The organism is Pseudomonas sp. RL_5y_Pfl2_73 (assembly GCF_963970515.1).
In the GTDB taxonomy this organism is placed as follows: Bacteria; Pseudomonadota; Gammaproteobacteria; order Pseudomonadales; family Pseudomonadaceae; genus Aquipseudomonas.
The window spans coordinates 16,797-35,439 of record NZ_CAXAPD010000042.1 but is presented as its reverse complement, the minus strand read 5'-3'; the positions used below and the strand labels follow the sequence as shown (position 1 = coordinate 35,439).

The following is an 18,643-nucleotide window of genomic DNA, read 5'->3' as shown; positions in this document are numbered from 1 at the left end:
GATTGGCCAAGGAACAGCGCAGCGAGACCGCCAAACGGGCGGACATCCGCAATTCGTTGCGCTTTCAAGGGCAGTACTTCGATGTGGAAACCGGGCTGCACTACAACCGCTATCGGTACTATGATCCACAGGTCGGGCGGTTTATTGGCAAGGACCCGATTGGGTTTGCGGGTGGACTTAATGTCTATGCGTATGGGCCGAATCCAGTTGGGTGGATTGACCCGCTCGGGCTGGCAGCCAACAGAGGAAGAATCCAAGCTCAAGGGACAAAACTTGAACAGTCGGTAAGTTGGAACCAAGACTCACCACTTACCGCTGCTGATGCAAAATTAAAACTAGATGAACTCAAGGGAAAACTAGGCCGTCAAGATTTGAGAGCTAGGGAAGAAGCCTTCGGCAAAGCCGAACGCTTTATTGATAATGCTTGCGCCTGTGGTGGTGTTAGCGCCCCCGTGAGCAAGACATTTATGGTGAGAGATACCGCACACGAACGTGTGGATATAGAAGTTACCTCTGGAACAGCATTTACGGATAAATAATATGTTCAACGATTACCTATCCACCCCAAGCACATACAAAAAACTTGAAAACCACATCAAAGAGCTTTTTATCGAGCTTGTAATTTCACACAACATAGATCTTGAGAGTTTTATTACTCCTTTCTATAAAACTACTTTTTCCAACGGAACCCCCTTTATGGACGCAAATCCCATATTTTCGGTAAAACATCAAAAAACAGGGAGCATATTAAAAATAGTTTTGGATGAAAACCTCAGAAAAACCACTTCCACCACTAAAGAGTCAGAACTAGGGCATGAAACATCCATCATTTCAGCTCAAAAAAACCTCACATCAATTAAAAATGAAATATCTAAGTGGCTCAAAACACTTACCACTTAAATTGGTCATTTTCTATCGCCAGCGCCCACACATATCATTAGCTTAATCGCCAGTAACCACCACAATTTTTCAATCCATAAAACAAGACGAGGCAGTATGAATAAACCGCCCATCTCCACCTTTCCTCCAGCAGAGCGAGACAGCTGTCTTCACCAAGCAGCCAGAGAGAGTGTTATGAAATGATGCCAATAATTCGACTCGGAGATACCACCGACCACGGTGGTATTGTCACCGAATCCATCCCCCACACCAACCTCAACGGTAAACCGATGGCTGGCAAGGGCCACATGGTGAAGGTAGAAGCATAAGGTAGGACTCTCTTAAGAAACGTCTTTTCTAGGCGGTTTCAGGCTATCTGAGGCGTTCTAGTGCCTCTTCCGTCTCTGAGTCAGGAGTAGCTAGTGAGCCACCCCAAAGCTCGGATATTTGGTATTCTGCCGATAGGATCGGTTCTCATTTATAATCTGGTCTTAACCGCTGTGCCCTAGCGCCAAGATTTGCGAATACTGAACCCTCTTCTAAGCTTGCTACCACCGAAACGTCACAAGCATGCAAGGGAAGGCGCCATGGCTCACGAAGTAAAAATCAATCTTCAATCTATGCTGGTGCAGCGTCAGGACGTAGAAGTTGAAGTGAAAAAGGATGGTGGCAAGCTCGGCACTATTCTCATAAGCCAAGGCAACATCGAATGGCTTCCATCAGGCAATCATGTAAATAAATACAATCTCACCTGGACGCAATTCTCTGAGTTTATGGAAGAACACGGAATGCCAAAGAGGATGTAATGCTGACGCTTCGTATGTGAGCCCTGCGTGCAGGGCTTTCTTGACCAGCCCTGCACGCTAAGGACATCAAGATTTGAGAGGCATGTCCTTTACGTAAAAATCGAATCTGTCAGTTGCTCCCGACTCAAACCCTCGCTCGAATTCTTTATCCCAACCAAATACGATCTTGGCAGGCCCTACGAGGTATCCCGTGCGCGTTGTTCCGTGCTCCTCGGGTGTTTTTATAAAATACTTTGGTTCATCCTGCCTGATGGTGCCTCTCAGCATCTCTATCAAAAGGTCCACTTTGGCTGGATGCTTGAGCTTTTTTGATAACTCGGTTTGCCCCGCTTTCTCGTTACCCTCGATTTCATACCGGTAATAGCACGTAGCCTTTTCATCCGTGTCCATGTGGCAATCTCCTGATGGGTAGTGGTCGAGCCTAGACCATCAGAGAGATATTTGTCCTTGGAGCCCGCCAAACAAGGTTGAACACTACGTTAGCTATGTCTCAGGGGGGTTAATATTTTCCTCACCAGAGCTAGCCCGGTATATCTCGCTCAGCTTGTCTGTGTTTTGGAAGGCAGGGAGCCTTTTCAAAAGGGACGGGCTACCGTCCCCTCGTAAACATTAACTAGCGGGTGTGGCACGCATCAGCACAGGTCTTGCAACCATCAGCCGTGGGATAAATTTTCTTTGCTGATGCGACTGCCGTAGAACAGCCAACATGCTCCCCAAGAGATGTCTTATCGCTTGGCATCCAAATGCACCCTGCTTTGTGAACCTCATGGTCGCCCCTCGGTTGCGGCTGGTTGTTGACATAATAAATAGGCATGGAATTTCCTTCCGTTGATTGCCGAATGAACCCGCTTCTCCGTTTGGGGCCCTTGTCTCAAAACCCAGAGAGCAGGCAGCACGACTCAGCCTAGCCCAGTAATGGCTCATAGCAATCAACGTGATCAGATATACAGCAGGCAACATCAGCTAGAGACCTACAGGAAAGCAGATCACAGGCACGATAGTAGTAGAAAGGAGTAGTAGAACCAGAAACGAAAAAACCCCGTAACTCATTGAATTACGGGGTTTTTCTATGTATGGCGGAGAGATAGGGATTTGAACCCTAGGTACTGTCGCCAGTACAACGGATTTCGAATCCGTCCCGTTCGGCCACTCCGGCATCTCTCCAGTGGCGCGCATCATACCAGCACATTCGCCGGAAGCGAACCCCCGAGCGAAATTTTTTCCGTGCTATCAGATGCTTGCGTCGATTACAGCGGCACACCCAGACGCTGGGCGACTTCTTCGTAGGCTTCGATGACGTCACCGAGGCCTTGGCGGAAGCGGTCCTTGTCCATCTTCTTCTTGGTGTCCTTGTCCCAGAGGCGGCAGCCGTCAGGGCTGAACTCGTCGCCCAGGACGATGGATCCGTCGCTGAACACGCCGAATTCAAGCTTGAAGTCCACCAGCAGCAGGCCGGCGTCGTCGAACAACTTACTCAGCACGTCGTTGACCTTGAGGGACAACTCCTTCATGCGGACCAGTTGCTCGGCGGTGCCCCAACCGAATGCCACGACGTGGGATTCGTTGATGAACGGGTCGCCCTTGGCGTCGTCCTTCAGGAACAGCTCGAAGGTGTAAGGGTTGAGCTTCATGCCCTCTTCCACGCCCAGGCGCTTGACCAGGCTGCCGGCGGCGTAGTTACGCACGACGCATTCGACCGGGATCATGTCCAGCTTCTTGACTAGGCATTCGTTGTCGCCCAGCAGCTTGTCGAACTGGGTCGGCACGCCGGCGGCTTCGAGTTTCTGCATGATGAAGGCGTTGAACTTGTTGTTCACCATGCCCTTGCGGTCCAGCTGTTCGATGCGCTTGCCGTCGAACGCCGAGGTGTCGTTGCGAAACAGCAGGATCAAGCGGTCAGCGTCGTCGGTCTTGTAAACCGACTTGGCTTTGCCGCGGTAGAGTTCTTCACGTTTTTCCATGATGGGCTCCGCTTGCTAAGTAGTGGGCTAGGCGATATGTCGCCAGTCGAGCCCTGAATCTTGATCGGCCAGTTGCAGCCAGTTCGGGTCGCACCCGAGGGTGTCGACAAAACATTGCCGGGCCAGCTGCGGCAGGTTGTTCTTGCTGCTCAGATGGGCCAGGACCAGGTGTTGCAGGCCTTGCCAGCCCAACTCGGCCACCAGGAACGCCGCCTGGTGGTTGTTCAAATGTCCGTGCTCCCCGCCTACCCGCTGCTTGAGGAAGTAGGGGTAGTGACCACGCGCCAACATGTCGCGGCAGTGGTTGGACTCGATCATCAACGCATCGAGGTCCCGGTAACTGTCCATCACCTTGTCGCAATACGACCCCAGGTCGGTCAGCAGTCCAAAACGCCGCTCGCCGTCACTGAACACATATTGCGTCGGTTCCCGGGCATCGTGCGCCACGCTGACCACGCTGATATCCAGGCAACCGATGCGCAGTTGCTCGCCACCGACCACGAACCCGGCCGGTTCGATGGGCTTGCGCAGGCCTCCCAGCGTCCCACGACTCAGGTACACCGGCAGATTGTAGCGCCGAGACAGCAAACCCACGCCATGCACGTGGTCGGCATGTTCGTGGGTCACGAGTATCGCGCTCAGCTGCGCCGGGTGCACACCCAGGCGCAACAGGCGCTTCTCGGTTTCCCGCAGGGAGAAACCACAATCGACCAACACGTACGTGCCGGCGCTGGCTACCAGCGTGCCGTTCCCCTGGCTACCGCTGCCGAGAACGGCAAAACGCATCGGATCAGCCCAGGTTGTCCTGAATCACGCCCAACACCTTGCGGGCCACATCGGCCGGCGCCACGGTGTTGATGTTTTTCTCGACGGTGACCTGGACGTTGTCGCCGACCTTGCTCAGGCGAACCTGGTAACGCTCGGCACGGGCTTCGATTTCTTCCTTGTTCGGCTTGCTGCCGAACAGGCCACTGAAGAAGCCGGGTTTCTCGTCTTTCCTCTCGGCCTTTTCAGCCAGGTTGATGTAGTACAGGCCCAGACTGCGGTTGATGTCTTCAACGCGCCACTCGCCCTGCTCCAGCGCACGACCAACGCTCGACCAGGCACGGTCCAGGTCGGAGCCGACGTTGAGCACCGGATTGCCGCTGCCGTCTTCGTTCAGGCTGACGCGACTCGGCGCATCGAACTCCTTGGACGCCAGCATCGAGACCGAACCGCCCTGCTCCGCGTTACGACTCATGCTGGCGAGCATGTCGTCCACCAGCGCAGCGTCGAGGCCGGTATTGACCGAACGGTTGGTGAAGGCCACATCGGCGGTGCTGCCGGCAGGCCGCTCAGCGCTGACCACATAAACTTCACTGGTGTTGCGCTGCACGCCCGGCTCGATGCGTACCCGCACGCGGGTTTCGCTGTCGGCCGCGACACCGGCGGCGCTCATGCGCTTGGCCATGGCGGCAGACAGTTCATCGGAGCGCTGCCAGGTGGTGGTGAACTCGCCGGTTTGCGGGCGCTGCTCGTCAAGGCGGAAACCGTTGTCCTGGAAGAACTGGATCGCCACAGGCCAGACTTCGGCCGGTGGGTGCTGGCCCATGACCCAGCGGGAGTCGCCACTCTTCTGCAGGGTGTAATCGCTGGCATCGGCCACGGCCGACAGCGGCTGTGGACGTGGGACGATGTATTCGCCCTTGACGCTGTCGTCAGCTACGTTGCGCGGGATCGGCAGCAGCGGATCGAGGCGCTTGGCAACGTTGACGTCTTGCGGCAGTTGCATCGGTGCAGTCTGTTGCGCCTGCAGGTAATCGCTACCACGGTCGCGGAAGTAACCTTCCGGCCCCCAGACCCATCCACAGCCGCTGGTGCTGGAGATAATCAAGGCAAGTGCGGAAAGTCCGGCCATTCGCTTCATGCGTTGTACTTCCTCAATTAAACCAGGACGCCGGACTGGCGCATGGCCTGCCGCAGCGGTTCGTGACAGGGGGTGCTCAGCCAGGTCAGTGGCAGGCGGATGCCTTCGTGCATCAGGCCCATTTCAACCAAGGCCCACTTCACCGGAATCGGGTTGGCCTCGACGAACAGATCCTTGTGCAACGGCATCAGTTTTTCGTTGATTGCCCGTGCAGTCTCGGCGTCGCCCTTGAGCGCGGCCTCGCACAGGTCGGCCATTTCGCGCGGGGCAACGTTGGCAGTGACGGAGATGTTGCCCTTGCCACCCAGCAGGATCAGCTCGACCGCGGTCGGATCATCGCCGGACAACACGATGAAGTCCTTGCTCACACCATCGACGATAGCCTTGGCGCGCTTCATGTCGCCGGTGGCTTCCTTGATGCCGATGATGTTCGGGACGGTGGACAGGCGGATCACGGTCTCGGCCTGCATGTCGCAGGAGGTGCGGCCGGGAACGTTATAGAGGATCTGCGGGATGTCGACAGCTTCGGCAATGTACTTGAAGTGCTGATACAAGCCTTCCTGGGTTGGCTTATTGTAGTACGGAACGACCAGCAGGCAGGCGTCGGCGCCGGCTTCCTTGGCGTTGCGGGTCAACTCGACGGCCTCGCGGGTCGAGTTGGCGCCGGTCCCGGCGATGACGGGAATGCGACCGTTGACCTGCTTGACCACGGCACGGATGACTTCGATGTGCTCATTGACGTCGAGGGTTGCCGACTCGCCGGTAGTACCGACGGCGACAATGGCATGGGTGCCGTTCTCAAGGTGGAAGTCCACGAGTTTGCTGAGGCTGGCCCAGTCAAGATGCCCTTGTGCATCCATGGGTGTGACCAGTGCCACCATACTGCCCGCAATCATGAAACCGCTCCTGCCGGAAAAAGAGAGCGGTAATGGTACTGGCGCCAAGATGCTTGTACAAGCGAACTACCATTCCCCTAGGCGATGGTTTTCGCTACCCTTCAGGCTTTGATCGGTACCGATAAGCTCATACGCCGGTTTCCAGCCTCCGTTTTCGTCGCCGCAAGCCCCGATCCCGGGTTTGTCCTGGTGCATTTGCGCTATCGCGAAATGCAGCGCAACCCCGGACACAAGGCTTGAGCCGTTCGTTTATTCGGGCCTGGCGCCGTGTCGAGCGGCAAAGGTATCGACCGCTCATCGCTTTAGGAATGCTGCATGTCCACCCCCACAGTCCGCGAACAATTCCTTGTTATCAGTGCCCTTGGCGCCAACCCCATGGAGCTGACTAACGTCCTGTGCCGCGCCAGCCATGAAAATCGCTGCGCCGTCGTGACCTCACGCCTGACCCGTCATGGCGAATGCAGTGCCCTCGTGCTCGAGATCTCCGGCAGCTGGGACGCCCTGGCTCGCCTGGAAGGCAGCCTGCCGGTGCTGGCCAAGAAGCATGCCTTCACCGTCAACGTGGTGCGTAGCGCCGCGCTGGAAAACCGTCCCCAGGCCCTGCCCTACGTGGCCTACGTGAGTTCGGCCTACCGTCCGGACATCATCAACGAGCTGTGCCAGTTCTTCATGGACCATCACGTCGAGCTGGAAAACCTGACCTGTGACACCTACCAGGCGCCACAGACCGGCGGCACCATGCTCAATGCCACGTTCACCGTGACCCTGCCGGCCGGCACCCAGATCAGTTGGCTGCGCGATCAGTTCCTGGATTTCGCCGATGCGATGAACCTGGATGCCCTGATCGAACCGTGGCGCCCACAAAACCCAATGTAAGGAAGCGTTCATGGCCGTTGCCGTCGACCAACCGGTTACCGATTTCCAGGCACCCGCCACCAGCGGGCAGACCGTCAGCCTCGCCGCCCTCAAAGGCAAACAGGTGGTGATTTACTTCTACCCCAAGGACAGCACCCCCGGTTGCACCACCGAAGGCCAAGGCTTTCGGGATCAGTATGCGCAGTTCCAGGCTGCCAACACCGAAGTGTTCGGCATCTCCCGGGACAGCCTCAAGTCCCACGAGAACTTCAAGTGCAAGCAGGAGTTCCCGTTCGAGCTGATCAGTGACAAGGACGAGACCGTCTGCCAGCTGTTCGACGTGATCAAGCTGAAAAAGCTCTATGGCAAGGAATACCTGGGCGTTGATCGCAGCACATTCCTGATCGACAAGGACGGCGTGCTGCGCCAGGAATGGCGTGGCGTGAAGGTGCCGGGGCATGTGGATGCGGTGTTGGCGGCGGCTCAAGCCCTCAACAAGGGCTGAAGTTTTTCATTGTCAGTACTGGCCCCTTCGCGAGCAGGCTCGCTCCCACAGAGTCTATGGAACACCGCAAATCCCCCTGTGGGAGCGGGCTTGCTCGCGAAGGGGGCATCAGCCTCATCGACTCGACCAGATTGACCGCTATAGCAACGGCGCCACCACCGACTCCTTGCTCGGCCACGCATCCAGCACCGCCTTGAACAGCGTCGCCAGGGGAATCGCAAAGAACACACCCCAGAACCCCCACAGCCCACCAAACAGCAGCACCGCACAGATAATCGCCACCGGATGCAGGTTCACCGCCTCGGAGAACAGCAGCGGGACCAGCACATTGCCGTCCAGCGTCTGGATAATCCCGTAGACCGCCATCAGGTAGATGAACTGATCGCTCCAACCCCACTGGAACAGCGCAATCAAGGCCACCGGCACGGTCACCACCACGGCGCCGACATAAGGCACCACCACCGACATGCCCACCAGCAGCGCCAGCAGGGCTGCGTAATTGAGCCCCAGGGCGACGAAGCCGATGTAGGTCACGCCGCCGCAAATGAAAATTTCGATGACTTTCCCGCGGATATAGTTGGCAATCTGTCGGTTCATCTCTTGGGCCACCCGGGTAATCAGCGCCCGCTCACGAGGCAGGTAGCCACGGACCCAACGCCCGATCATTTCCCGGTCCTTGAGGAAGAAAAACACCAGGATCGGCACCAACACCAGGTAGATCATGATGTTGACCAAAAGCGGCAGGCTGGACAGCGAAAACGTCAGCGCCCACTGGCCGAACTTGCCAATCTGGCCGCGCACCACTTCGATGGTCTGCAACACTTGTTCATCGGAGACCAGGTGCGGATAGCGCTCCGGCAGCAGCAACAACAGGGATTGCCATTTGGCGAGCATCCCTGGCAATTCATTGAACAAGGTCACCAACTGGTGCCAGAGCAGCGGCACGATCACCACGATAAACACCACCAGCACCCCCATGAACAGGGCGAACACCAGCCCGACTGCCACAGTGCCGGGTAACCGTAGACGCTCCAGCGTCGTCACCAACCCTTGCATCAGGTACGCCAGCACCATCCCCGCCAGCACCGGCGCCAGCATGCCGCCCAGAGTGAGCACGGCGGTAAAGGCCAGGAATAGCAGCACTGCCAGGACCACAGCTTCTTCATCGGAGAAGTAGCGCTGGATCCAGTCGCGTAACACTTTGAACATTAAAAATCCTTAAGAGACGCTGTCGGTTTTTTCAAGCCTTCTTCAGCCAGTAACGGTAGACGCCGTGATCGTCTTCTTCATGTAGCAGCGTATGACCGGCCAATCGGGCGAAGGTGCGGAAATCACGCTGAGAGCCCGCATCCGTGGCGATCACCTTGAGCACACTGCCGCTGGCCAGGCGATTGAGCTCCAGCTTGGCCTTGAGCAACGGCAACGGACAGTTCAAGCCGCTGGCGTCCAGTTCGGCATCGTGGGCTACAGCTTCAGTCATGGGTTCACTCCGCGGCAGATCGTTGAGCGGCCTAGAATATCTGGTCCCGGGCCCGGTGTCCGGCTACAGTAAGGTCTTTGTCGACTAAGGCTTCGTGCATGACATTTCTGCGCCCCACCCTGCTGACGCTCGCTTGCCTGCTTGCCTCACCGGGCTTCGCCGACGACCTGCCGTCACTTGGCGATGCCAGTTCTGCCATCGTCTCGCCAGAACAGGAGCACCAACTGGGCCGCGCCTGGCTGGCCCTGCTGCGCAGCCAGGTTTCACAGCTCAACGATCCACAGCTCAAGGACTACGTCGAATCCAGCGTCTATAAACTGGTGGAAACCAGCCAGGTCAACGACCGGCGCCTGGAATTCATCCTGATCAACAGCCCGCAACTCAACGCCTTCGCCGCACCTGGTGGAATCGTCGGGGTCAACGGCGGCCTGTTCCTCAACGCACAGACCGAAGGCGAATACGCCTCGGTCATGGCCCACGAACTGGCGCACTTGTCACAACGCCACTTCGCTCGCGGCGTCGAAGCCCAGCAGCGCATGCAAGTGCCAATGATGGCCGCGCTGCTGGCCGGCATCGTGATTGCCGCCGCCGGTGGCGGTGATGCAGGGATCGCGGCCATCGCCGGGACCCAGGCCGCAGCCATCCAGGAACAACGGCGCTTCTCGCGCCAGAACGAACAGGAAGCCGACCGCATCGGCATCCAGAACCTGGAAAAGGCCGGCTACGACCCGCGGTCCATGCCGACCATGTTCGAGCGCCTGATGCGCCAATACCGGTTCGACGCCAAGCCCCCGGAATTCCTGCTGACTCACCCGGTGACCGAATCCCGGATTGCCGACACCCGCAACCGCGCCGAACAGGCCAAGCCGGGCGGTATCGAGGACAGTGTGCGCTATCAACTGATTCGCGCACGGGTCCAGTTGATCTATGAAGAAACCCCGGGCCTGGGCGCCAAGCGCTTCCGGGCACAGCTGGATGAGAACCCGAAGAACGACGTGGCGCGCTATGGCCTGGCGATCGCGCAAATCAAGGGCGGCCAGCTGAATGAAGCACGAGAGAACCTCAAGCCGTTGCTGGCCAAATCGCCTAACGAGATCATCTACAACCTCGCCCAGGTGGACTTGGACATCACCAGCAACAAACTGGCCGACGCTCAATCGCGCGTCGACCGGATGCTGAGCCAATACCCAGGCAACTATCCGCTCAACCAGGTACGCGTCGACCTGCTGCTCAAGCAGAACCGCCCCGCCGATGCCGAGAAGGCCCTGGAGCACCTGCTCAAGGCCCGCCCGGACGATCCGGACGTCTGGTACATGGTGGCCGAGACCCGCGGGCTGTCGGGCAATATCATCGGCCTGCACCAAGCTCGTGCCGAGTACTTCGCACTGGTGGGCGACTACCGTCAGGCCATTCAGCAGTTGGACTTCGCCAAGCGGCGCGCCGGCACCAATTTCCCCCTGTCGTCACGCATCGATGCCCGGCAGCGGGAACTCATGGAGCAGGAACGCATGGTCAAGGACATGATGGGCTGAGCATTCGCCAGGCAAAAAAAAACGCCTCTTTCGAGGCGTTTTTTTTCAGCGGCTAACCGATCATTCGGCCAGTTTGAAGGTGATGAAGCTCGCACGCCCCTGGCGCAGGACCCGCATCGAGACCGAACGGTTCTTCGGCAACGCCTTGGCGATGTCGGTGAACTCCTTGGCGGAGCCGATGGCTTGGTTGTTCAGGTGCGTAATGATGTCGCCCGGCTGAAGACCGATCAGGGCGGCAGGACCATCCTGCACCTCCTTGATCACCACACCGCCCTGGAGCTCCAGGGTGCGCTTCTGCTCTTCGGTCAGCTCAGCTACCGCCACACCCAGACGGTTGCTGCTGCGCTGGACGCCAGACTTGGACAGCGAATCCAACTCCTTGCCTTCTTCAGGAATGGCACCGACGGTCAATTCGACATTCTTGCGCTTGCCTTCACGAATCACTTCCAGATTGGCCTTGGCGCCGGCCTTGAGGGCACCTACCAAGTGCGGCAGGTCGGCAGACATGACGATCGGCTGGCCGTTCATGCTCAGGATCACGTCACCCACTTGCAGGCCGCCCTTGGCAGCCGGGCCACCTTCCTGGATCTGCGCCACCAGCGCACCGGCCGGTTTTTCCAGGCCGAACGACTCGGCCAGGTCCTTGTTCACTTCCTGGATGACCACGCCCAACCAGCCACGGCTGACCTTGCCTTCGCTTTTCAGTTGGTTGGACACGTCCATGGCAACGTCGATCGGAATCGCGAAGGACACGCCCATGAAGCCGCCCGAACGGGTATAGATCTGGGAGTTGATGCCGACGACTTCACCCGCGAGGTTGAACAGCGGGCCACCGGAGTTACCCGGGTTGATCGGCACGTCGGTCTGGATGAACGGCACGTAGTTTTCGTTCGGCAGGCTGCGACCGATGGCGCTGACAATACCCTGGGTCACGGTGTGGTCGAAGCCGAACGGCGAACCGATGGCCACGACCCACTGGCCGGCTTTCAGGTCCTGGGATTTGCCCAGCTTGAGCACGGGCAGATCCTTGCCTTCGATTTTCAACAGCGCCACGTCGGAACGTGGGTCGGTACCGATCAGCTTGGCCTTGAGTTCGCTGCGATCGGCCAGGCGCACCAGGATTTCGTCGGCATCGGCGATCACATGGTTGTTGGTCAGGATGTAGCCATCAGGCGAAATAATGAAACCCGAACCCAGGGATTGCGCTTCGCGCTGGCGACCACCGCCGGGCGAACGGGGTTGTTGCGGCATGCCGCGCTCGAAGAACTCACGCAGCATCGGCGGCAAGCCTTCCAGGTCCGGCATTTGCTGGTCCGATACGCGGCGCTCCGGCAGCTTCTGGGTCGTGCTGATGTTCACTACGGCGGGCGAAGCCTGCTCGACCAATTGCGTAAAGTCGGGCAACTCGACCGCCACGGCAGGAACGGCCTGGCCGAGCACAAGCACGGTGGCAAGAATGGAGAGATAGGTTTTCAAGCGTAGTATCGACATACGGCTCCCGTTACGACGAGCATGGTTAAGCGATATGGAGCAAGGAATACCAGAAAAAGATACGCCGGTATTTTTGTTCCGGAAACAGGCAAGGCCAGGGCCGAGCGGCTCTGAGCTATAGAAAAAAAGCTGAGTTTTTGCAAATGAAAATACTGACAGGAAGTTTCGGCACTTCGATCAAGCCCTGGCATCATCAGCCTCTCGCGCAATCGAACCCCCCATGCTGCCAGCAGGCTATTGAGTCGCCGTGACGTCGGCGCGCATGGAAAGCGCAATCCGTTCCGCCGTGCCTATAGGGATCTCACCGACCACCGTGACCATCATTTCACCCTGGGGTGTCGTGAGCCTGCGGGAGACCGCAGCCGTCGGGCCTAGCTGAGTACGAGTATCGGTGGCGCTGGCGCCGTTCAACGGCTCCAGGAACACCGAGAAGCGCGCCAGGCCGTCGTCGTACATCAAGCTGTTGACCTGGACCTGGGTGTCCGGGTCCTTGCGTACAGCGCTGCCAGTCAGTTCGAAACCGGGCGGAAGCCAGTCCGAGTGCCAGGCGTTTTTCACCGCGACGGCCTTGCCAGGATCCTGCGCGACAGCCTTGCATTCGGCGCTGGCTTGCAGATCACCGTCTGTCGGCGCGGCAACGTTCAAGCGGGTGAACTGGAAACGTTCGAGTAACTGGCCCTTGTCATTGAGCAACAGGGACTTGAGCGGCAGGCCGGTCTCTTTGTCCAGGTGCAACTCAAAGCCATAGCGATGCTGGTCCTTGGGCGTCAACACCACAATGACCGCTTGACGCCCGGCCACGCGCGACTTGCCGATGACGGCCAGGTCATACCAATTCTTGAGTTTTTGCGGATCGAGCGTACGCGAGGTGCCGTCAGGCGTATTGCCCAGCCCCGCGATCAAGGAGCCACTGACGCATTGAGTATGCCCATCAATGCGCAGGACTTCCTGTGCCGAGCCGTCGAGCTGGAGTAACCGCTCTCGGACTTTGCCATCCTGGACGCGATGCCAGATGTTATGGGTAGAAAAACTACCGTTGCGCTCGTAAACGAAAGTGCCCTGGAAGCTCTGCTGTTGCTCGGCTTGACTCAGGCGGTTCAACCAATCCTGAGCCTCATTGGCATGGGCTGGAATCGCACACCAGCCACCAAGCAGAAGCGCGAATAGAGGTATGGCGCGCAATGGTTTTCCTTATTAACGGTTTTCCAGGCTGGCTGCGCGGGCGTAAGGCAGCGCGCTTTCAGTACCTTTCAGGGCAGCTTGCTGAGCATGCTGACGCAGGTAGTTGGGCAGACGCTGATCATGCCAGCCAGGTTGGCCTTGCAGAACACCGTTGACCATCGGGCCTGCGGTTTCCGAGCTTTCACTGTAACCGGCCAGTACCGCCGGGCCCTGGACCTGTGGAGCCGCCAAGCCTGGCTGGTTGGACTGCTGCGCCATCTGCACGCCGGCAATCTCATCCTGGTTGTACAGGCGCACACCGGCCAGTACGGCCACGGTGACCGACGCGGCTACTGCCAGGCGACCCAGGCTGCGCCATGGTCCGCGAGAAGCTTTTGCCGGTACGGCTTCGTCAGCCAATGCAGCGGAAACGGCCGCAGCGATGTCCAGGCGTGGAAGCAACAAGTCCTTGTGCATCACAGCCCGGGCGATCTGGTAACGAGCCCAGGTCTCACGAGTTTCAACATCGTCGAAGGCATTCAATACCCGACGCAATTCCAGTTCGTCCGCTTCGTTATCCATCACTGCGGACAGCGATTCCTGCAGGGCTTCACGACTCATGGCGTTCCTCTCTTGGCTGTCGCCGCTGTCTCTAGTTTTCCTGCAACAAAGGTTGCAGGGCTTTATCAATGGCCTCCCGGGCGCGGAAAATCCGGGAGCGCACGGTGCCTACAGGACATTGCATGACGCTCGCAATGTCTTCGTAACTCAGACCGTCGAACTCGCGTAAAGTTAAAGCCGTACGCAAATCTTCGGGCAGTTGCTGGATGGTTCGATGGACAGTGCCTTCAATTTCATCCCGCAGCAATGCACGTTCCGGTGACTCGAGGTCCTTGAGACCATGATCGCCATCATAGAACTCGGCATCTTCAGAACTTACATCGCTATCCGGCGGCCGACGGCCGCGTGAAACCAGATAGTTTTTCGCCGTGTTGATGGCGATGCGGTAAAGCCACGTGTAAAACGCGCTGTCCCCGCGAAAATTACCAAGTGCGCGGTAGGCCTTGATGAAGGCTTCCTGAGCGACATCCTGCGCTTCATGGGTGTCGTGCACGAAACGCACGATCAACCCGAGAATTTTGTGCTGGTATTTAAGCACTAGCAGATCGAAAGCTCGCTTGTCGCCGCGTTGGACGCGCTCGACCAGCTGCTGATCCTCTTCCTGGGTTAGCATGAACACTCCTCGATAAGCTCGAAGGAGGCTTGCATTACTAATTGACCGGGCTTGCAAACATAGACTCGGGCTTTTCGCAAAAGTTCTCCCCCTTCCAAGCAAGTTTCCGGCGCGCTCTGATCTCGGCACGCACGAAAAACGCAGCAGGAGATCCCCCGGCTGCGCGAATAATCTGTCGCCGGGCCTGACGGCAGAGACTCCAATCGAAATCTTGCACCAACCCGACGCTGCTCCCTTTTGCAGACAACCGTCTATTGAACGTAGACGCTCGGCAAAAGTTCCCGCTATTTATAGCGCTGTGCACTGAATATCAGGCAACCGTGACGAGATAAACAGCGTTCTGTCCTCGAAACGGCGGCCTTATCAACGTTGCACCAAAACCGACGATCCGACGAAGCGCGTCGCTTTTCTGTCACGCTGGTTTCACATTGCCATGAATGCCCGGCTATTGTGCCGATCCCCCCCTCTATATACTAGTGGGCTGCGTGGCTGCCTGACCCGTTGAACCGGTGTCTTGCGCCAACCCCGACCCGGGTCGCCTTGAGCGGAAACCATTCGAATGAGCCAACAGTTTCAACACGATGTTCTGGTAATCGGCAGCGGAGCCGCCGGATTGAGCCTTGCACTGACCTTGCCTGCGCATTTACGCATTGCAGTACTGAGCAAGGGCGACCTGGCCAATGGCTCGACCTTCTGGGCCCAGGGCGGTGTCGCAGCCGTGCTGGACGATACCGACACCATTGAATCCCACGTCGACGACACCCTCAACGCCGGCGGCGGCCTTTGCAATCCACAAGCGGTGCGTTTCACCGTGGAACACAGCAGGGAAGCCATCCAGTGGCTGATCGACCAGGGTGTGCCGTTTACCCGGGATGAACAATCGGGCACCGAAGACGGCGGTTTCGAGTTCCACCTGACGCGCGAAGGCGGTCACAGCCATCGGCGCATCATCCATGCGGCCGACGCCACCGGTGCGGCGATCTTCAAGACCCTGCTCGCCCAGGCGCGACTGCGGCCGAACATCGAGTTGCTGGAGCAGCGCGTCGCGGTCGACCTGATCACCGAAAAACGCCTGGGCCTGGACGGTGATCGCTGCCTCGGTGCCTACGTGCTCAATCGCGGCACCGGTGAAGTCGACACCTACGGCGCGCGCTTCGTCATCCTGGCATCCGGTGGCGCAGCGAAAGTCTACCTTTATACCAGCAACCCCGACGGCGCCTGCGGCGATGGCATTGCCATGGCCTGGCGTTCGGGTTGCCGGGTGGCGAACCTGGAGTTCAACCAGTTCCATCCCACGTGCCTTTATCACCCGCAGGCCAAGAGCTTTTTGGTGACCGAAGCCCTGCGAGGCGAAGGGGCCCATTTGAAGCTGCCCAACGGCGAACGCTTCATGCAGCGCTTCGATCCGCGCGCCGAACTGGCACCACGGGATATCGTCGCCCGGGCCATCGACCACGAAATGAAGCGTCTGGGTATCGATTGCGTTTACCTGGACATCAGCCACAAGCCCGAAGCGTTCATCAAGAGCCACTTCCCGACGGTGTACGAACGCTGCCTGGAGTTTTCCATCGACATCACCAAGCAGCCGATCCCGGTGGTACCGGCGGCGCATTACACCTGCGGTGGCGTGATGGTCGACCAACAGGGCCGCACCGACGTGCCGGGCCTGTATGCCATTGGCGAAACCAGCTTCACCGGCCTGCATGGTGCCAACCGCATGGCCAGCAACTCGCTGCTGGAGTGCTTCGTCTACGCCCGCTCGGCGGCGTCAGACATCCTGGCGCAATTGCCGCAGATTGCCGTTCCAGCCGCCCTGCCCTCGTGGGACGCCAGCCAGGTCACCGATTCGGACGAAGACGTGATCATCGCCCACAACTGGGACGAACTGCGGCGATTCATGTGGGACTACGTGGGCATCGTGCGCACCAACAAGCGCCTGCAACGGGCGCAGCATCGGGTGCGCTTGCTGCTGGATGAGATCGACGAGTTCTACAGCAACTACAAAGTCAGCCGTGACCTGATCGAGCTGCGCAACCTGGCCCAGGTGGCCGAACTGATGATTCGCTCGGCCATGGAGCGCAAGGAAAGCCGGGGCCTGCATTACACGTTGGACTACCCGAACCTGCTGCCCGAGGCACTGGACACTATCCTGGTGCCGCCCACCTACGCCGACTGAACCTCAGCCGTACCCGCAGGCGCCGATGGACATCCGGCGCCAGCGCGTCGCGGGGTACGCACAGCGAGCGGACTCGCCGTTCACCCTGCAAGCGAAAACGCAGCACGATGATCATCGGCAGCGCCAGGCTATCGGGGCGCAGCTGCACAGCCCGCCACCCATCGGCCCGGCTCCAGAGTTGCCAGCCAGCGGCATTTCGACGCAATCGGCAAAAGGCCCGACGATGGGTCAGCAATACATGTCGGGGGATTACCCAGGCGCCATGGGCCAAGCACAATACGACGCCAAGCGCCGAGAACCCGGATGGGACGGACAACAGGAACAAAGCCCCCAGGGCGAACACCTGGGCCAGCAGATAGGCCGCCAGCAGTTGCCCGGAGGCCTGCCAGCGGCATTCGAAGGGATTACTTGGGCTGGACACGGTCCAGAATCATCCGGACCATGCGCTGCAACTCAGGGTCTTCAGATTCGCTACGCTCCATGAACCAGCCGAACATGTCCTGATCCTCGCATTCGAGCAGGCGGACATAGCACGCGCGGTCCACTTCATTGAGATGGGGATAAACCTCTTTGACGAATGGCACCAGCAACACGTCCAGCTCAAGCATACCGCGGCGGCTGTGCCAGTAGAGGCGATTCAGTTCAACATCTTCGACCATGGAGCGCTCCTCAAATAGAGCGCAAGTATACAGCCCCCGCCGCAGTGGAACAGACCGCTTTGGTCGGGCACCACCGATCCTTTGTGAACTACCCATTTCAAGGGCGCCCCCTTATGATGTCTACCAGACCTTTTACCCTGCGATGACCCATGGCTGATTCCGCTTTTTTCTGCACCCTGTCCCACGAAGGCGTCCTCGCGGTCCGCGGCGTGGATGCCGGCAAATTCCTGCAAGGCCAATTGACCTGCAATCTCGACTACCTGAGCGACAGCCGGGCCAGCCTCGGCGCCCGCTGCACCCAGAAAGGCCGGATGCAATCAAGTTTCCGCATCCTGCTCGAAGGCGACGGTGTGTTAATGGCCATGGCCGCCGAACTGCTCGAACCGCAACTGGCCGACCTGAAAAAATATGCCGTATTCTCCAAATCCAAGCTCACCGACGAAAGCGCGGCCTGGGTTCGCTTCGGACTGGAAAACGCCGACAAGGCACTGGCCGGCCTGGGCCTCGAACTGCCGAGCGACACCGACAGCGTGGCTCGCCATGAAGCCTTGATCGCCATCCGCGTATCTCCCGGCCGCGCCGAACTGTGGGTGCCCGCCGAACAGGCGCAGACGCTGCGAACCCGTCTGGGCACAGAATTGGCCGAGGCAGGCTTGAGCCCTTGGCTATTGGGCCAGGTCCGCGCCGGGATCGGCCAGGTCATGCCGGCCACCCGCGAACTGTTCATCCCCCAGATGCTCAACCTGCAAGCCGTCGGCGGCGTCAGTTTCAAGAAAGGCTGCTACACCGGCCAGGAAATCGTCGCCCGCATGCAATACCTGGGGAAGCTGAAGCGACGCTTGTATCGCCTGCAGCTGGACGCCAGCGAACTGCCGGAACCCGGCACAGCGCTGTTCTCCCCCACGCATGGCAGTTCCATCGGCGAAGTGGTGATTGCCGCCCGCGGCGAGGGAAACATTGAGCTGCTGGCGGTCTTGCAGGCCGAAGCAGCAGAAGACGACAATTTACACCTCGGCACCTTGGAAGGCCCACGCCTTCAACTGTTGGACCTGCCTTACGAACTGGACCGCGACCGCGAAATCCAGCGTTGATCGCAGCATTT

Annotated in this window: 21 protein-coding genes, 1 tRNA gene and 1 pseudogene; 9 read left to right on the top strand and 14 right to left on the bottom strand. The window is 58.7% G+C overall.

Features of this window, described 5'->3' with window-relative positions; genetic code table 11:
- From AACY42_RS26355 to AACY42_RS26340, 4 genes and pseudogenes are all read left to right on the top strand, one after another.
- On the top strand, positions 1-539 hold a 539-nt coding region (locus tag AACY42_RS26355), incomplete at its 5' end, for an RHS repeat-associated core domain-containing protein (protein ID WP_339483356.1).
- Position 540: 1 nt separating this feature from the next.
- Positions 541-900 (top strand): hypothetical protein, encoded by a 360-nt coding sequence (locus AACY42_RS26350; protein ID WP_339483354.1) that lies wholly within the window; start codon positions 541-543, stop codon positions 898-900.
- A 182-nt stretch (positions 901-1,082) separates the two neighbouring features.
- A pseudogene (locus AACY42_RS26345) lies at positions 1,083-1,193 on the top strand (PAAR domain-containing protein); the annotation flags it as partial.
- A 273-nt stretch (positions 1,194-1,466) separates the two neighbouring features.
- Complete coding sequence (locus AACY42_RS26340; RefSeq protein WP_028621461.1) at positions 1,467-1,685, top strand: hypothetical protein; 219 nt, start codon at positions 1,467-1,469, stop codon at positions 1,683-1,685.
- 66 nt (positions 1,686-1,751) lie between these two features.
- On the opposite strand, the gene AACY42_RS26335 is transcribed toward AACY42_RS26340, so the two are convergent.
- The 6 genes from AACY42_RS26335 to dapA form a co-directional block, all read right to left on the bottom strand.
- Positions 1,752-2,075, bottom strand: a complete 324-nt coding sequence (locus AACY42_RS26335) for a hypothetical protein (protein ID WP_339483353.1) — start codon at positions 2,073-2,075, stop codon at positions 1,752-1,754.
- Positions 2,076-2,759: 684 nt separating this feature from the next.
- A tRNA-Ser gene (locus tag AACY42_RS26330) sits at positions 2,760-2,849 on the bottom strand.
- Positions 2,850-2,932: 83 nt separating this feature from the next.
- Complete coding sequence (gene purC / locus AACY42_RS26325) at positions 2,933-3,646, bottom strand: phosphoribosylaminoimidazolesuccinocarboxamide synthase (protein ID WP_339483352.1); 714 nt, start codon at positions 3,644-3,646, stop codon at positions 2,933-2,935.
- Positions 3,647-3,673: 27 nt separating this feature from the next.
- Positions 3,674-4,432 carry an MBL fold metallo-hydrolase gene (locus AACY42_RS26320; protein ID WP_339483351.1) on the bottom strand — a complete coding sequence of 253 codons (759 nt, stop codon included), beginning with the start codon at positions 4,430-4,432 and terminating at the stop codon, positions 3,674-3,676.
- Between the two features lie 4 nt (positions 4,433-4,436).
- Positions 4,437-5,552: an outer membrane protein assembly factor BamC gene (bamC, locus tag AACY42_RS26315; RefSeq protein WP_339483349.1), complete on the bottom strand. Its 1,116-nt coding sequence runs from the start codon at positions 5,550-5,552 to the stop codon at positions 4,437-4,439.
- A gap of 17 nt (positions 5,553-5,569) precedes the next feature.
- Positions 5,570-6,448 carry a 4-hydroxy-tetrahydrodipicolinate synthase gene (dapA, locus tag AACY42_RS26310; protein WP_339483348.1) on the bottom strand — a complete coding sequence of 293 codons (879 nt, stop codon included), beginning with the start codon at positions 6,446-6,448 and terminating at the stop codon, positions 5,570-5,572.
- 315 nt (positions 6,449-6,763) lie between these two features.
- On the opposite strand from dapA, the gene AACY42_RS26305 reads away from it, so the two are divergent.
- Both AACY42_RS26305 and AACY42_RS26300 read left to right on the top strand, forming a co-directional pair.
- A complete protein-coding gene (locus tag AACY42_RS26305; protein WP_003184325.1) occupies positions 6,764-7,324 on the top strand; it encodes a glycine cleavage system protein R in 561 nt (186 codons plus the stop codon).
- A 10-nt stretch (positions 7,325-7,334) separates the two neighbouring features.
- Positions 7,335-7,808 (top strand): peroxiredoxin, encoded by a 474-nt coding sequence (locus tag AACY42_RS26300; protein WP_339483346.1) that lies wholly within the window; start codon positions 7,335-7,337, stop codon positions 7,806-7,808.
- A 138-nt stretch (positions 7,809-7,946) separates the two neighbouring features.
- Here AACY42_RS26300 and AACY42_RS26295 read toward each other — a convergent pair whose 3' ends face one another.
- Both AACY42_RS26295 and AACY42_RS26290 read right to left on the bottom strand, forming a co-directional pair.
- Positions 7,947-9,017 (bottom strand): AI-2E family transporter, encoded by a 1,071-nt coding sequence (locus AACY42_RS26295; RefSeq protein ID WP_339483345.1) that lies wholly within the window; start codon positions 9,015-9,017, stop codon positions 7,947-7,949.
- 31 nt (positions 9,018-9,048) lie between these two features.
- Positions 9,049-9,288 carry a sulfurtransferase TusA family protein gene (locus tag AACY42_RS26290; RefSeq protein ID WP_339483344.1) on the bottom strand — a complete coding sequence of 80 codons (240 nt, stop codon included), beginning with the start codon at positions 9,286-9,288 and terminating at the stop codon, positions 9,049-9,051.
- Positions 9,289-9,386: 98 nt separating this feature from the next.
- On the opposite strand from AACY42_RS26290, the gene AACY42_RS26285 reads away from it, so the two are divergent.
- Positions 9,387-10,820 (top strand): M48 family metalloprotease, encoded by a 1,434-nt coding sequence (locus AACY42_RS26285; protein ID WP_339483342.1) that lies wholly within the window; start codon positions 9,387-9,389, stop codon positions 10,818-10,820.
- Between the two features lie 60 nt (positions 10,821-10,880).
- Here AACY42_RS26285 and AACY42_RS26280 read toward each other — a convergent pair whose 3' ends face one another.
- From AACY42_RS26280 to rpoE, 4 genes are all read right to left on the bottom strand, one after another.
- Positions 10,881-12,311: a DegQ family serine endoprotease gene (locus tag AACY42_RS26280; RefSeq protein ID WP_339483340.1), complete on the bottom strand. Its 1,431-nt coding sequence runs from the start codon at positions 12,309-12,311 to the stop codon at positions 10,881-10,883.
- A gap of 234 nt (positions 12,312-12,545) precedes the next feature.
- Positions 12,546-13,493: a MucB/RseB C-terminal domain-containing protein gene (locus AACY42_RS26275; RefSeq protein WP_339483339.1), complete on the bottom strand. Its 948-nt coding sequence runs from the start codon at positions 13,491-13,493 to the stop codon at positions 12,546-12,548.
- Between the two features lie 12 nt (positions 13,494-13,505).
- A complete protein-coding gene (locus AACY42_RS26270) occupies positions 13,506-14,093 on the bottom strand; it encodes a sigma-E factor negative regulatory protein (protein WP_339483337.1) in 588 nt (195 codons plus the stop codon).
- Between the two features lie 31 nt (positions 14,094-14,124).
- On the bottom strand, positions 14,125-14,706 hold the full coding sequence (gene rpoE, locus AACY42_RS26265) for an RNA polymerase sigma factor RpoE (protein WP_003172477.1): 582 nt from the start codon (positions 14,704-14,706) through the stop codon (positions 14,125-14,127).
- Positions 14,707-15,265: 559 nt separating this feature from the next.
- On the opposite strand from rpoE, the gene nadB reads away from it, so the two are divergent.
- Positions 15,266-16,882 carry an L-aspartate oxidase gene (gene nadB / locus AACY42_RS26260; RefSeq protein WP_339483336.1) on the top strand — a complete coding sequence of 539 codons (1,617 nt, stop codon included), beginning with the start codon at positions 15,266-15,268 and terminating at the stop codon, positions 16,880-16,882.
- On the opposite strand, the gene AACY42_RS26255 is transcribed toward nadB, so the two are convergent.
- Together AACY42_RS26255 and AACY42_RS26250 are read right to left on the bottom strand one after the other, a co-directional pair.
- Positions 16,851-17,303: a protein YgfX gene (locus AACY42_RS26255; RefSeq protein ID WP_339483335.1), complete on the bottom strand. Its 453-nt coding sequence runs from the start codon at positions 17,301-17,303 to the stop codon at positions 16,851-16,853. The genes nadB and AACY42_RS26255 overlap by 32 nt on opposite strands.
- Entirely contained in the window at positions 17,287-17,541 is a 255-nt protein-coding gene (locus AACY42_RS26250; RefSeq protein WP_003184348.1) for an FAD assembly factor SdhE, read from the bottom strand. Before AACY42_RS26250 ends, AACY42_RS26255 begins: the two co-directional genes overlap by 17 nt.
- A gap of 149 nt (positions 17,542-17,690) precedes the next feature.
- Here AACY42_RS26250 and ygfZ point away from each other — a divergent pair, with 149 nt between their 5' ends.
- Positions 17,691-18,632 (top strand): CAF17-like 4Fe-4S cluster assembly/insertion protein YgfZ, encoded by a 942-nt coding sequence (ygfZ, locus tag AACY42_RS26245; RefSeq protein WP_339483333.1) that lies wholly within the window; start codon positions 17,691-17,693, stop codon positions 18,630-18,632.
- The last annotated feature ends 11 nt before the right edge of the window (positions 18,633-18,643 follow it).

What these genes read in the sequence shown, in the direction of transcription:
- AACY42_RS26350 (WP_339483354.1), top strand. Translation starts at nt 541, where the DNA reads ATGTTCAACGATTACCTATCCACCCCAAGCACATACAAAAAACTTGAA.
- AACY42_RS26340 (WP_028621461.1), top strand. Translation starts at nt 1,467, where the DNA reads ATGGCTCACGAAGTAAAAATCAATCTTCAATCTATGCTGGTGCAGCGT.
- AACY42_RS26335 (WP_339483353.1), bottom strand. Translation starts at nt 2,075, where the DNA reads ATGGACACGGATGAAAAGGCTACGTGCTATTACCGGTATGAAATCGAG.
- purC (WP_339483352.1), bottom strand. Translation starts at nt 3,646, where the DNA reads ATGGAAAAACGTGAAGAACTCTACCGCGGCAAAGCCAAGTCGGTTTAC.
- AACY42_RS26320 (WP_339483351.1), bottom strand. Translation starts at nt 4,432, where the DNA reads ATGCGTTTTGCCGTTCTCGGCAGCGGTAGCCAGGGGAACGGCACGCTG.
- bamC (WP_339483349.1), bottom strand. Translation starts at nt 5,552, where the DNA reads ATGAAGCGAATGGCCGGACTTTCCGCACTTGCCTTGATTATCTCCAGC.
- dapA (WP_339483348.1), bottom strand. Translation starts at nt 6,448, where the DNA reads ATGATTGCGGGCAGTATGGTGGCACTGGTCACACCCATGGATGCACAA.
- AACY42_RS26305 (WP_003184325.1), top strand. Translation starts at nt 6,764, where the DNA reads ATGTCCACCCCCACAGTCCGCGAACAATTCCTTGTTATCAGTGCCCTT.
- AACY42_RS26300 (WP_339483346.1), top strand. Translation starts at nt 7,335, where the DNA reads ATGGCCGTTGCCGTCGACCAACCGGTTACCGATTTCCAGGCACCCGCC.
- AACY42_RS26295 (WP_339483345.1), bottom strand. Translation starts at nt 9,017, where the DNA reads ATGTTCAAAGTGTTACGCGACTGGATCCAGCGCTACTTCTCCGATGAA.
- AACY42_RS26290 (WP_339483344.1), bottom strand. Translation starts at nt 9,288, where the DNA reads ATGACTGAAGCTGTAGCCCACGATGCCGAACTGGACGCCAGCGGCTTG.
- AACY42_RS26285 (WP_339483342.1), top strand. Translation starts at nt 9,387, where the DNA reads ATGACATTTCTGCGCCCCACCCTGCTGACGCTCGCTTGCCTGCTTGCC.
- AACY42_RS26280 (WP_339483340.1), bottom strand. Translation starts at nt 12,311, where the DNA reads ATGTCGATACTACGCTTGAAAACCTATCTCTCCATTCTTGCCACCGTG.
- AACY42_RS26270 (WP_339483337.1), bottom strand. Translation starts at nt 14,093, where the DNA reads ATGAGTCGTGAAGCCCTGCAGGAATCGCTGTCCGCAGTGATGGATAAC.
- rpoE (WP_003172477.1), bottom strand. Translation starts at nt 14,706, where the DNA reads ATGCTAACCCAGGAAGAGGATCAGCAGCTGGTCGAGCGCGTCCAACGC.
- nadB (WP_339483336.1), top strand. Translation starts at nt 15,266, where the DNA reads ATGAGCCAACAGTTTCAACACGATGTTCTGGTAATCGGCAGCGGAGCC.
- AACY42_RS26250 (WP_003184348.1), bottom strand. Translation starts at nt 17,541, where the DNA reads ATGGTCGAAGATGTTGAACTGAATCGCCTCTACTGGCACAGCCGCCGC.
- ygfZ (WP_339483333.1), top strand. Translation starts at nt 17,691, where the DNA reads ATGGCTGATTCCGCTTTTTTCTGCACCCTGTCCCACGAAGGCGTCCTC.